The sequence below is a fragment of the Leifsonia xyli subsp. cynodontis DSM 46306 genome, assembly GCF_000470775.1.
GTDB lineage: Bacteria > Actinomycetota > Actinomycetes > Actinomycetales > Microbacteriaceae > Leifsonia > Leifsonia cynodontis.
In genome coordinates this window covers 574,596-586,744 of the sequence record NC_022438.1, presented here as the reverse complement: position 1 = coordinate 586,744, position 12,149 = coordinate 574,596, and the positions used below count along the sequence as shown (strand labels likewise).

Below are 12,149 nucleotides of genomic sequence, written 5' to 3'. Positions count from 1 at the left end.
GGGTCAGTTGGAGGAGGGAGTGAGGCCGGGGTAGAGCGGAAAGGCCGCGGTCAGGGCGTCGACGTGCGCGCGGAGCGCACGGGTGTCGGCGCCGGGACGGAGCGCCAGCGCGATGATGTCGGCGACCTCGGCAAACTCGGTGTCGCCGAAGCCGCGGGTCGCCAGCGCCGGGGTGCCGATCCGGAGGCCCGAGGTGACCATCGGCGGGCGCGGGTCGAACGGCACCGCATTGCGGTTGACCGTGATGCCGACCTCGTGCAGCACATCCTCCGCTTGCTGTCCGTCGAGCTCCGATGTGCGCAGATCGGCGAGCACCAGGTGGACATCGGTGCCGCCGGTGAGCACATCCACACCGGATGCGCGGGAGTCGGCGGCGGTGAGCCGCTCGGCGAGGAGCTGCGCGCCACGGATGGTGCGGGCCTGACGGTCCTTGAACTCGTCGGTCGCCGCCAGCTTGAACGCAGTCGCCTTCGCGGCGATCACATGCATGAGCGGGCCGCCCTGCTGACCGGGGAACACATTCGAGTTGAGCTTCTTCGCCAGCTCCGTGTCCCGGCTGACGATGAAACCGGAGCGGGGGCCGCCGATCGTCTTGTGGACGGTCGAGGAGACGACGTCCGCGTAGGGGACGGGCGAGGGATGGAGACCTGCCGCGACGAGGCCCGCGAAGTGGGCCATATCCACCCACAGCTTGGCGCCCACCTCGTCTGCGATCGCCCGGAACGCAGCGAAATCGAGCTGGCGCGGATAGGCCGACCAGCCGGCGATGATGACCTGCGGTCTGTGCTCGAGCGCCCTGTCGCGCACAACGTCCATGTCGACGAGGAAGGTCTCCGGGTCCACGCCGTAGGCGACCGCGTTGTAGAGCTTGCCGGAGAAGTTCAGCTTCATCCCGTGCGTCAGGTGCCCGCCGTGGGCGAGTTCGAGGCCCAGGATGGTGTCGCCCGGGGTCGCGATGGCGGAGAGCACGGCCGCGTTGGCCGAGGCGCCCGAGTGCGGCTGGACGTTCGCGTACTCCGCGCCGAACAGGCTCTTCGCCCGGTCAATCGCCAGCTGCTCGGCGATGTCCACGTACTCGCAGCCGCCGTAGTAGCGACGCCCCGGATACCCTTCGGCGTACTTGTTCGTCAGCACCGAACCGACGGACTCCAGGACGGCGCGCGGCACGAAGTTCTCGGACGCGATCATCTCCAGGTAGTCGCGCTGGCGGGCGAGCTCCAACTGGAGCACCTCGGCGATCTCCGGATCGACCTCCGCGAGCGGCGCAGTGAAGGTGGATGGGAGGGTGTCGGTCACAATCGGCTCCTTCAAAAAAGGCGTGGACATTTCTGTTGCTATCGACCCAGGCGCGCGGCCGAATCCACCCGTTCGTTCGAGGTACCGTCGTCGCTTCCCGATGGTGACCATCTGAGCGCCAGTCGCGACGAAAGCCAGCATAGCAAAGGCAGCGCCGGCCGAAACCTTGCTCAGAGTGAGGGCTCCTGCAATACTCGCAGTGGCCGACCAGCGGGCGGGCAGCGTCGGCCTCCCCCGAAAAACACTTGTATGAGGAGCAGCTGTGGTCGTCCCCCTCCCCGTCCGGTCCGAGAAAAGCAGTGAGGCCCCGTTCGTCCTCGGGGACAGCGCGCGCATCAGCGTCGCCGGTCCGGGCGCGGACGCCGTGGCCCGGCACCTGCGCGACGGGCTGGTGAGCGACGGCCGCCGCGAGCTCGAGGTGGTACACGAGCCGCCCGCGTTCGGGGACATCGCGATCGTCATCGCGGAGCACGAGGGTCCGGAGGGGCAGGGCGAGGAAGTGTACACCCTGGAGGTTTCGGCAGAGGGCGTGCGCATCGGCGCGGCCACCGCGACCGGGGCGTTCTGGGGCGCGCAGACGCTCCGCCAGCTGGTGCCGACGGCCGGCGCGGACGACCCGCTCACGATCGAGGCGGTCCGCATCCAGGACTACCCGCGCTTCGCCTACCGGGGCGCGATGCTGGATGTCGCACGGCATTTCTTCCCGCCCGCCGACATCCGCCGTTTCATCGACGCGATCGTGCTGCTGAAGATCAACCACCTCCACCTGCACCTGACCGACGACCAGGGCTGGCGCATCGAGATCGAGTCCTGGCCGGAGCTGACCCGGATCGGCGGCTCCACGGGCAGCGACGGCAGCCCCGGCGGGTACTACACCCAGGACGAGTACCGGGCGCTGGTCGACTACGCAGCCGAGCGTCACATCACGATCGTGCCCGAGATCGATGTGCCCGGCCACACGAACGCGGCACTGGCGTCCTATCCGGAGCTGAACCCGGACGGCGTCGCCAAAGAGCTGTACACGGGGAGGAAGGTCGGCTTCAGCAGTCTGATGACCGGCGACGCCACGACCGACCGATTCCTGCGGGATGTGGTGCGCGAGGTCGCCGCGCTGACGCCGGGCCCGTACTTCCACATCGGCGGCGACGAGTGCCTGAGCACCCCCGCCGAAGACTTCCGCGCCTTCATCGAGCGCGCCGCCGGCCTCGTGGCCGAGACCGGCAAGACCCCGGTGGGCTGGCACGAGATGGGCCGGAGCGACCGGCTGCCGCAGGGCACCATCGGGCAATACTGGTCGTTCCGCACTCCCCGCGACAAGACCGGCGAGGAGACCCTCTCTTTCGTGCGGCAGGGCGGCTCGGTCATCATGTCGCCCGCCGACGTGGCCTACCTCGACATGGTCTACGAAAAGGGCGACGCGATCGGCCAGGACTGGGCCGACGGGCCGACCGATCTCGCCAGCGCTTACGGGTGGGAGCCGGCGCGCATCGTGCCCGGTCTGGACGAATCGCACATCCTGGGCGTGGAGGGTCCGCTCTGGACCGAGACCGTCCCGACCATCGAGGACGCCGAAGAGATGGTGTTCCCCCGGATGGCGGCCGTCGCCGAGATCGGCTGGTCGGCCACGCCCTCCGGCACGGACTCCGCGCGCGACTTCGAGGATTTCGCCGCACGCCTGGGCCGGCTCGCGGAGCACTGGGACGCCCACGGCACCCAGTACCGGAGCGTGGCCGGGGTCCCATGGCCGGAGAGAGCCACCGTCTGATTCGCTGTTTCTTCGGGACGGAGGCCCCTCTGAAGAGGGGCACTCTTGTAATATGTTATAGTTAGATATTTCATACACGAAGAACCTCCTGTCGAACACAGACACTTCCGCCCTGAGGAGTCCCGATCCGATGCAGCACCGCGAGTCCGATCAAGTCCGTACGACGAATCTCCGCGAGTACCTGCGTATTCTCCGCACGTACTGGGCGGGGATGCTCGTCCTGATCCTGGTCAGCGTCTCTGCCGCAGCCGTGTGGACAATCGCCCAGACGCGGGTGTACAGCTCCACCGCGTCCGGGATGATGCAGGCGACGACGGGCGACGATCTGGGCCTGCAGTACGCCGGGGACAGCCTCGCCAAATCACGGGCTCAGACCTACGTTCAGCAGGCGACCTCACTGGAAGTCGCGAAGCTCGTCATCGACGATCTGGGGATCGAGACCAGCCCCGGCGCCCTCACGGGCCAGGTCCGGGCCACCCAGCCGCAGGACACGGCGATCATCAGCGTCACCGCCACAGCGCGCACCCCACAGGAAGCCCAGCAGATCGCCAACGCGTGGATCAAGGCGCTCGTCACCCGCATCGCCCAGCTGCAGGGCGCCGACGACGCCTCCGGCGCAGCGACCCAGTTCACCCCGACGGCCAGCGCCCCGCTTCCTTCGCTGCCCTCGTCGCCGAACGTCCCGATCACCCTCAGCATCGCCTTCATCGTCGGGCTCTTCCTCTCCGCCCTCTACGCGCTGATCCGGAACCAGCTGGACCGCAGCGTCCGGTCAGCCGAGATGGTCGAGAACACTTTCGGCGTCTCGGTCATCGGCACCGTCCCCATCACGGACGAGCTGGCCGAGAACTCGCACATCATCGGCACGAGCGGGAAAAACACCTCCGACTCCGTGAGCGCGATGGAGGCTCTGCGCGAACTCCGCACAAACCTCTCGTACGTGGATGTGGACAACCCCCCGCGCATCCTGCTCGTCACCTCCTCCATGCCCTCCGAGGGCAAGTCGACCCTCTCGGCCAACCTGGCGGTGACGATCGCCCGCGGCGGCCAGCCGGTCGTCGTCGTCGACGCCGACATGCGCCACCCCTCGCAGGGAAAGACTTTTCGGCATCCCCAACGGCACCGGGCTCTCGGATGTCCTCGCCGGCCGGGTCTCTCTGCGCGAAGTGCTGCAAGACCCGGGCTTCTCCCCCAACATCCGTGTCCTCACCGCGGGTCGCACACCGCCGAACCCGAGCGAGCTGCTCGGCTCTCGGACGATGCGCGAACTCCTCGGCGCCCTCTCCGAACTCGCCGTGGTCATCGTGGACGCCCCACCGCTGCTCCCGGTGACCGACGCCGCCGTGCTCTCCAAATCGGTCGATGGTGTGCTGCTGGTCGTCAACGCCAAGCGCACGAAGATCGACCAGCTCGGCAAGGCCCTCCGCACCCTCGACCAGGCCGCCGGGAAGCTCACCGGCGTCGTCCTCAACCGCGTCCCGCGCCGACGCCGTCAACTACGGCTACTACGGTGCCGAGTACGGGTACGGCTATTACCACGATGCGTCCCTCACGGCCGGGCCCGAGGCAGCCCCGATGCCGGCCACTGCCCCCGTGCCGACGACAGCCGAGCCGGAAGCAGCCGACCGGCACAGCACAGCCGACAGCATCCCGGAGCCGGTTGCCGCCGAGCCCGCGAACCGCGACCGCCGGGCCGCCCGGCACGGATAGGAACCGGGTTCAGCGGAACGCTCCGCCACCGGTCAGGAGGATTCCGCGCCTCGGTGCGGCACGACGGTTAGCGACTGTCGGCGCTTCCCGGCATTGCGCTTCCCGCAGCTCCAGGCGCTCCGCGCTCAGAGGGCGAGCGCGGTCGCCGCTTCGGCCGCCGCGTCGACGGCGATGTCGATGGCCGCCATCTCCACCGTCGATGCGATAGCGGCGAAAGCGGCTGTTATGAGACAGGTGACCTCGTGTCGCGACTCCGCGACAACGGCACTCGAGTGCGTATCGAGATCGGCGACGAGCAGATCGTTCACGGTCCTGTTGGTTCGGCGAATGGACATCGGCGTTCCCTCTCAGCTGACGGCGGAGTCGATTCTCCGTCGCCAGGATAGGTGGAGAGCCCCGGGCCGGAGTGGCCTCAGCGCTCGGAACGAGTGGTCGGGGATGTCGGCGCGAAAGCGAGCGGCGTCCTGGTCGTGGCCTCTCTTACGACCAGTCTGTCCCGGGTCCTCACGGCGTTGCGACACTGACAGGCGGCTGCGGCCCGTTCTCGAAAGCCTCAGCGGACTCGGCGCGGTTCCCCGGCGGTGTCCAGAAGCTCAGCGGGTCCGTCGTCCGTTCAGCGCACGCCGTGTCACCGGTTGCTCCGTTCCGCTGACCGCCTCCGGCCGTTCCGGGGGTGCGTTCCGGTTCAGCCGCGGCAGCGAGAAGAACAGCATCAGGGCGATGGCGGTGAACGGCCACACCATCGTGTCGAAGGAGAACATCATCGCCGCGATGGTCGCCGTGACGGCACGGCTGGCCCGATCGCCGCGAACGAACGCGATCACGACCATGACGATCAGCACGAGCAGGCCGAGGATCCCCACCGTGCCGAGCGCCTCGACCAGCATGTTGTCGACGACGCGGAAGTTGAACGGGCTGACCAGATCGCCCTCGACGAAGAGCTGGTCGTCCCGGCCCCAGCCGACCCCGAACAGCGACTCCATCGGCGGTCGCGCGAGCAGGTCGGGAACGCGGGCCATGTTGCCGATGCGCTGCGTCCACGAACCGGAATCGAGGAGGTCGGCGGTCAGCTCGCTGATGCGGGAACCGACGCCGATCGCGAGAACGACGAAGACGGCTCCCCCGGCGATCAGCAGGTTGCGCATCCACGTCGCCAGCCCGGGGCGCATCACCAGGTGCAGGATGACGCCCACGGCGAAGGAGACCATCGCGCTCCGGGTGCCGCTCAGCACCAGGCCGGCGGCAACGACGACCAGGAACGTCAAGCACAACCGGCGGCTGAGCCGCCCGGCGTCGACCCAGACGAGGGTCGCGCACACGGCCAGGAACCAGCCGAAGACGATCGGGTGGCCGAAGGTGCCCTGTGCGCGATCGAAGCCCTCGATGAGCGGGTTCGCGCGTGCGTCTCCCAGGTAGCCCCACAGCGGCTGCATCCCGACGCCGAACTCGAGGGCGGCCAGCGCGACCTCGACGACCATGACCGCGAGCGCGACGCGCACGAAGAACCGCACCGATGCGCGATCCAGATGCAGCGCGACGTGGCTCACGAGCAGCGCGAACGTCCCGAAGACCAGCATCCCGGCCACACTGCGACCGTGCATGATCAGCGTGCTCAGCATCGCGAGGACCCACCAGGCACACAGGACCCCCTGGAGCAGTCTCTCCCCCGAGGACGACGAGCGCACCCGGACGATGGAGATGCCGAGGAGGACGGACCCGAAGGCCATCGAGGCCATCGAGACGTTCGAGCCCGCGGTCAGGGTCGCGCCGACGACCGCGACCACCAGCGCGAGAGACAGGGCAGTGGCACGGGCCAGACGCGCCGGGACCAGCAGGACCAGGAGGATACCGACGGCTGCGGCGGCGAGCGCGGCCGCGAGGGCCGAGCTACCCACGGCCGGTCACCGCCACGGACAGCTCCGCCCGCAGCAACGGGCCGAGCATGGCCGAGTAGGTCTCCGTCAGGTGCCCGTGGTCGAGCTTGGCGAGAACCCCGTCGACGCCGGGCGGGCAGCCGAGACCGGGGACGCAGAACCAGCCGGTTGGGTCGATGTAGTCGACCGTCATACCGGTGTCCCGCGCGCTCTCCACCGCGGCTTTCTCGGCTCGCGCCTTGAACTCGTAGGCGCTGGACGGCGGCCGGACGCAGTCGGCGGGTCGCCCGGACCGGACAGCGCAGTCGGCCGCGGCGGTCGTCTCCGGCGGATTGCCGAGAACGACGACGGGGACCTCCGCCTCACGGAACCGATCCAGAGCCTTCTCAAGGCCGGCCTGCCACTCGGCGACGGCGCTCTGCCCCGTCGCACCGCTGGTGAGGCGGGTGAAGGAGCCTTCTGCGCTCGCCACGACGACCAGCTCCGGCTGCGCGCCGAGCGCGGCGTCGATATCGCGGTTCCTGGCTTCCTCGCACGCGGTCGGGAAAGCGGAGCGCCCGTGCTTCTCGTCCACCGAGACGAGCGCGAACGGGCAGCTGCTGACGCCGAGCGCCGCGACTCTCCAGCCGTCGGGGAGGGCTCGTTCGACCGCGGGCGTCCAGCTCATGGCGATCGAGTCCCCGATGACGATCGCGAGAGGGCCGTCGGCGGGACCATCGGTGCAGGGTACCAGGGCGGCCGAGGAGTCGGAGGAGCCGGTGACCGGGTCGCGCAGGCAGTCGAGCTGTGGCGCGCCCGCGACGGAACCCGCATTCAGCTGATCGGAGAAGGCGGACCAGCCGGAGGCTTCGACGGTGGTGCGCAGAGCGGCCTGCAGTTCGGCGTCCGACGAGATCTGCGGCGTCGCTGAACTCGCGGCGACGGCTCGTCAGCGCGCTCGGCGGCGAGGACGACCAGGGCGGTCCCGGCGACGGGCAGCAGCGCGGCGATGCCGGGGAACGGGGTCGCCGGCGTGTAGAGGACGGCGCTGAGCGCGATCATCGCAAGACCCGCCCAGCGCATCGCGACGGCCGGGACGCCGACGCCGCGCAGCCCGAGGCCGGCCGCGGCGATCGCCGCCCCCACGCCGAGCTCCCAGAACCGCGTGACCGGCAGGAAGTACGCCGCCCCGGGGTTGACAGCGGTGATCAGGACGGATGCGGCGAGGGAAAGCGCGATCATGACGATGACGACGCCGAACGTCGCCGTGCGCACAGAGCGCTCGGCGCTCCCCCGGCGGACCCGGACGGCCAGGAACCAGACCGCCGCGAGCGTCCACGGCCAGATCGCGTAGAACTGCTCTTCGAGCGAGAGGGACCAGAAGTGCTGGAACGGGCTCGGTGCGCCCGAGGGGTTGAGATAGTCCGCTCCGGAGCGCACCATGCTCCAGTTCTGCACGCCGAACAGCGAGGAGAATGGCTGGGTGGCGAGAACCTCGGACGTCAGCGGGAAATAGACGAGCGCGATCAGGGCGGATGTCACGGCGATGACGAGCGCCGCAGCGGGCACGAGGCGGGCGACGCGCTTGACGTAGAACGCCGCCAGCCGCACGGAGCCGTGCTGGATGCGGTCGCGGATCAGGCCGCGGGTGATCAGGTAGCCCGAGACGACGAAGAACACATCCACACCGACATACCCGCCGGCCGGCCAGCCCCAGGCGTGATTGGCGACGACGAGCAAGATGGCGACAGCACGCAGTCCTTCCACATCGGGACGGAACCGGGTGAGGAGGGGGCTGCCCGCGCGGCGCGGGAGGGAAAAGGAGGGGGGAGTGTTTCGAAAGCACGGGTGTCCTTCGGAGTCGAGCGGGGTCGGGTTGGTCGGGTCGAGCGGGGAGATCGGGCTCAGGCGGATGTGAGTCTGCGGTACGAGGCGAGGACGGGGGCGAACACGGCGGCGGGGTCCGCGTGCTCGTCCGCATAGCGCCGGGCGGCGGTGCGGAGTTCGGAGGTGTCGGCGGCCAGCGCGGCGGCCACCGCGTCCGCGGCGGCCTCGGGCGAGGTCTCCGCCGGCAGCAGCACACCGCGCCCTTCGACGAGTTCGGTCACCCCGGGCGCGTCGATGGCGACGACGAGCAGGCCGCGAGCGAACGCCTCGAGGACGACGAGGGGGTCCCCTCCCAGCGGGAGGTCAGGAGCAGCGCGGCAGCCCGGTCCATCTCAGCGATGATCGAGGTGCTGCGTCCGGCGAACCGCACGGGCGAACCGGTGCGCGCCGCGTGAGCGAGCACGTCCGGGCGAAGCGGCCCGTCACCGTACCAGACGCCCTCGAAGCGGCCCACGCCGGAGCGCACGATGTCGCTGAAGCGAAGCGGGTCCTTCTGCTCCTCCAGACGCCCGATACCGATGACCGCGCCGGGTGCAGGCTTCCGATCCGCCGCGGGCGCGAGCGCCGCGCCCGGAACCAGATTGCCGATCGTGTCGATGCGGTCGGCGGAGACCCGGAACGTACAGGTGAGCATCCGCGTCACCGCCGGGCCGACCGAGAAGATACGGCGCGTGCGGAAGGAGAGACCCTTCAGCCGGGTGTCGGGGAGAACGGTGTGCGCGTGCTCCACGACCGGGATGCCGAGCGCTCGTCCGACCAGCAGCGAGGCGAGCGCTTCCCGGCGCTGGTGCGCGTGCAGGACCGTCGGGCGGAACCGGCGGCATGCTGAGAACAGCGTGCGAGTGTAGGCGAGGAACGACCCGTCCGCCGCCGGGAGGAACTCCACGCCTTCCGGGATGTCGCCGCGGCGCGGCCCGTCGGCCGCGACGATGGCCGTCGCGATCCCCGCGGACGCCGACCACGCGACGAGGTCGAGCACGACCTGCTGAGCGCCGCCACCGGCCATCGAATCGAGCGCGTGCAGCACGCGGATCGGCTGGGTGGTCATCAGTACGCACCGTGCTTGGCGAACACGGCGCGCACCGTCTTGGCGATGATCTCCAGGTCCCCGATCACCGACCAGTTCTCGACATAGGAGAGGTCGATCAGCAGCCCCTCCTCCCAGCCGAGGTCGGAGCGGCCGCTGACCTGCCAGAGACCGGTCAGCCCGAGCTTGACGAGCAGGCGGCGGTGCGCCCAGCTCTCGTACTGCACGGTCTCGCGCGGGAGCGGCGGCCGCGGTCCCACCAGACTCATGTCGCCGCGGAAGACGTTCCACAGCCGGGGCAGCTCGTCGATGGAGTAACGGCGGAGGAAACCGCCGATCGGGGTGATCCGCGGGTCCTCGCGCATCTTGAACAGCGGCCCTTCGGCCTCGTTGGACGCGGCGAGGGCCGCGACCGCGGCGTCGGCGCCGACCTTCATCGAGCGGAGCTTGAGCATGGTGAAGGGCTTGCCGTCGACTCCGACTCGCTGCTGCTTGAAGAACGGGTTCGCGCCGTCCTCCAGCCAGATCGCGATCGCGGCGATCGCGATGATCGGCGCGGCGACCAGGAGGCCGATGCCGGAGCCCAGCACATCCAGGATGCGCTTGTAGGCGTACTTCTCGCCGGTGTACAGCGGCTGCTGGACCAGGATCATCGAGGTCCCCTCGAAGCTCAGCACGTTAATGCGGGACGAGGTGACGCTTTCGAGGTCCGGAGCCAGCAGCACCTGCGCGCCGGACTGCTCGAGCTCCCACGAGAGCTGACGGAGACCGACCGTGCGGCCGGGCGGGAGCGAGCCGACGATGACGGCAGCGATCCCCTCGCGCTCGACGCGGCTGCGGATGTCGGCCAGCCACTCCTCGTCGGGCTCCGTCGAGCCGTCGTCGGTCACGACGCTGCCCACGAGACGCATCCCGCTCGTGTCGGAGTCGCCCAGGCTCTCCGTGATCCAGCTCAGCTCGACACCCGTTCCGATGACGAGGGTGTTCTTGTGGTACTCGGCCTCCGTGCGCAGCCCGCGGACACGACGGCGGAGGGCCCACCGGGTCGCGAGCAGCACGATGGTTCCCACCGGGAAGGCATAGAGAAGGAACACCCGCGACGGCTCTGCCTGAAAGACCAGGCTGAGGAAGGCGAAGGCGGTGAACACCAGCCCGGTCGCGCGGATGACCGAACGGTAGTCCTCGTCGCTGCGGCCGAACGCCAGCGGCTCGCGCGGGCGGAACACGTAGAGGGCCGCAGACCAGAACACGGCGGTCATCACGGTGACAACCGTGTAGTCCACCGCGTGCCCGGTGACGGCGAAGACGCCGCCGGTGTTGAACCCGAAGCGCATCAGATGAGCGATCGCGAGGCACACGGTGACGGCCAGCGTGTCGATGAGCGGGAGGAGCCGCAGGATACGGGCCGCGGCGCTTCGGGTGCGTCGCGACGGCAGGAGGTCGATGGGCAGTCGTTCGGTGAGGTGAGTCATAGCCTTTGTCGCAAGAGGTAGGCGACGACGGCCTCGATCGCGGGGACGATCTGCCGCTCCATCGCACGGTAGGTTTCGGGGGACTTGCGGTAGGGGTCGACAATCTCGTCTTCGACGGGGTCGAGGAACCCGAGCAGGGTGCGCGTTCGGGCGAGGAGCACGGGATCACGCTCCACGACGCGCAGGCGGTGGGCTTCGGAGGCGGTCAGGATCAGGTCGTAGGATTCGAGATCGACCGCCCTGATGCTCGTGCTGACGAATCCGTCAGCGTCGGCGTCGTGGCGGGTGAGGATCTCACGCGACCCCGGTTCCATGTCCTGGCCGACGAGCGCCCGGGTTCCGGTGCTGGCGACCGCGAGGTCCAGTCCGGCCGCCCGTGACCTCTGCGCCAGGAGGCGCTCCATCACGGGCGACCGGCAGACGTTGCCGGTGCAGACGGCGAGCACGCGCGAGACGCGGGGGGCAGAGCCGAAGACCGCGAACGGGTCCCCCGCTCCGCCCCCGCTGTTCGCACGTCGGCGGGGACGAAGTCCGTCCGTCACGCCGCCGAGTCGGCGCCGGAGCGGCGACGACGGACGACGAGGAGGACGACACCGGCAGCGAGCAGCAGCACCACGACGCCGCTGATCGTGAAGATCGCGATGTCGGAACCGGTGCTGGCGAGACCGCCGTTGGCGCCCGAGGAGACGGCCGTGCCGTTTCCACCGCCATTGCCATTGCCGTTGCTGCCACACCGTCGACGACAGCGGCATTGCCGAGCACGGTGAAGCCGAGCTCATCCCAGACCCGGCCGTCGGCGCGGTAGGTGGTGAAGGTGTAGTCCTTGTCGCCGGCCTCGGGGTAGAACGAGAAGACGAGCGAGCCGTCCGCCTCGGCGGGGGACTTGACGCTCAGCTCGGAGACGGTCGACACGGTCGTGATGGTGCTGGCGGCGATGCCGCCGATCGTGAAGGACACCTCCTCGTTGGCGTCGTACGTTCCCGGGTCAGCGGTGTAGGTGACGACCTCCAACGGTTTGACCGTGGCCCTGCTGAGCGTGCCATGCAGTTCGTTGCCCTCGTAGATCGCGTTCGCGGCGGACGCGGGCGCGAGGACGAGTGCGAGGGCGAGGAGGCCGCCCATTAGTTTGTTACGCATGT

The 12,149-nt window shown here is 69.5% G+C and carries 14 protein-coding genes and 1 riboswitch; of the genes, 2 read left to right on the top strand and 12 right to left on the bottom strand.

Annotated elements, in window-relative coordinates; translation table 11 throughout:
- Positions 1 to 3: 3 nt before the first annotated feature.
- The gene (gene glyA / locus O159_RS02760) at positions 4 to 1,326 is read right to left on the bottom strand and encodes a serine hydroxymethyltransferase (RefSeq protein WP_043993464.1); all 1,323 of its coding nucleotides are present in this window, start codon (positions 1,324 to 1,326) and stop codon (positions 4 to 6) included.
- A gap of 7 nt (positions 1,327 to 1,333) precedes the next feature.
- Positions 1,334 to 1,432: riboswitch (ZMP/ZTP riboswitch) on the bottom strand.
- Between the two features lie 126 nt (positions 1,433 to 1,558).
- Here glyA and O159_RS02755 point away from each other — a divergent pair.
- Complete coding sequence (locus O159_RS02755) at positions 1,559 to 3,061, top strand: family 20 glycosylhydrolase (RefSeq protein ID WP_021754243.1); 1,503 nt, start codon at positions 1,559 to 1,561, stop codon at positions 3,059 to 3,061.
- Positions 3,062 to 3,442: 381 nt separating this feature from the next.
- On the opposite strand, the gene O159_RS15520 is transcribed toward O159_RS02755, so the two are convergent.
- On the bottom strand, positions 3,443 to 3,769 hold the full coding sequence (locus O159_RS15520; RefSeq protein ID WP_021754241.1) for a hypothetical protein: 327 nt from the start codon (positions 3,767 to 3,769) through the stop codon (positions 3,443 to 3,445).
- Between the two features lie 24 nt (positions 3,770 to 3,793).
- Positions 3,794 to 4,138 (bottom strand): hypothetical protein, encoded by a 345-nt coding sequence (locus tag O159_RS15515; protein ID WP_021754240.1) that lies wholly within the window; start codon positions 4,136 to 4,138, stop codon positions 3,794 to 3,796.
- Positions 4,139 to 4,227: 89 nt separating this feature from the next.
- Here O159_RS15515 and O159_RS15510 point away from each other — a divergent pair, with 89 nt between their 5' ends.
- A complete protein-coding gene (locus O159_RS15510) occupies positions 4,228 to 4,842 on the top strand; it encodes a CpsD/CapB family tyrosine-protein kinase (RefSeq protein ID WP_021754239.1) in 615 nt (204 codons plus the stop codon).
- Positions 4,843 to 4,896: 54 nt separating this feature from the next.
- On the opposite strand, the gene O159_RS14895 is transcribed toward O159_RS15510, so the two are convergent.
- The 9 genes from O159_RS14895 to O159_RS16970 all read right to left on the bottom strand — a co-directional run bounded on the left by O159_RS14895 (position 4,897) and on the right by O159_RS16970 (position 12,147).
- Positions 4,897 to 5,079, bottom strand: coding sequence for a hypothetical protein (locus tag O159_RS14895; protein ID WP_169725633.1), 183 nt, complete (start codon positions 5,077 to 5,079; stop codon positions 4,897 to 4,899).
- 285 nt (positions 5,080 to 5,364) lie between these two features.
- Entirely contained in the window at positions 5,365 to 6,666 is a 1,302-nt protein-coding gene (locus O159_RS02735; RefSeq protein WP_021754237.1) for an O-antigen ligase family protein, read from the bottom strand.
- Positions 6,659 to 7,378: an SGNH hydrolase domain-containing protein gene (locus tag O159_RS02730; RefSeq protein ID WP_269078384.1), complete on the bottom strand. Its 720-nt coding sequence runs from the start codon at positions 7,376 to 7,378 to the stop codon at positions 6,659 to 6,661. The genes O159_RS02735 and O159_RS02730 overlap by 8 nt, the downstream gene beginning before the upstream one ends.
- An 80-nt stretch (positions 7,379 to 7,458) precedes the next feature.
- Positions 7,459 to 8,391, bottom strand: a complete 933-nt coding sequence (locus O159_RS02725; protein ID WP_021754235.1) for an acyltransferase family protein — start codon at positions 8,389 to 8,391, stop codon at positions 7,459 to 7,461.
- Between the two features lie 137 nt (positions 8,392 to 8,528).
- Positions 8,529 to 8,747 carry a hypothetical protein gene (locus tag O159_RS02720; RefSeq protein WP_407929760.1) on the bottom strand — a complete coding sequence of 73 codons (219 nt, stop codon included), beginning with the start codon at positions 8,745 to 8,747 and terminating at the stop codon, positions 8,529 to 8,531.
- Positions 8,729 to 9,559, bottom strand: coding sequence for a glycosyltransferase (locus O159_RS02715; RefSeq protein ID WP_021754233.1), 831 nt, complete (start codon positions 9,557 to 9,559; stop codon positions 8,729 to 8,731). The genes O159_RS02720 and O159_RS02715 overlap by 19 nt, the downstream gene beginning before the upstream one ends.
- Positions 9,559 to 11,010 (bottom strand): sugar transferase, encoded by a 1,452-nt coding sequence (locus tag O159_RS02710; RefSeq protein WP_021754232.1) that lies wholly within the window; start codon positions 11,008 to 11,010, stop codon positions 9,559 to 9,561. Before O159_RS02710 ends, O159_RS02715 begins: the two co-directional genes overlap by 1 nt.
- Entirely contained in the window at positions 11,007 to 11,414 is a 408-nt protein-coding gene (locus tag O159_RS02705; RefSeq protein WP_043993950.1) for an arsenate reductase/protein-tyrosine-phosphatase family protein, read from the bottom strand. The genes O159_RS02710 and O159_RS02705 overlap by 4 nt, the downstream gene beginning before the upstream one ends.
- Positions 11,305 to 12,147, bottom strand: coding sequence for a hypothetical protein (locus O159_RS16970; RefSeq protein WP_236609527.1), 843 nt, complete (start codon positions 12,145 to 12,147; stop codon positions 11,305 to 11,307). Before O159_RS16970 ends, O159_RS02705 begins: the two co-directional genes overlap by 110 nt.
- Between the last annotated feature and the right edge of the window lie 2 nt (positions 12,148 to 12,149).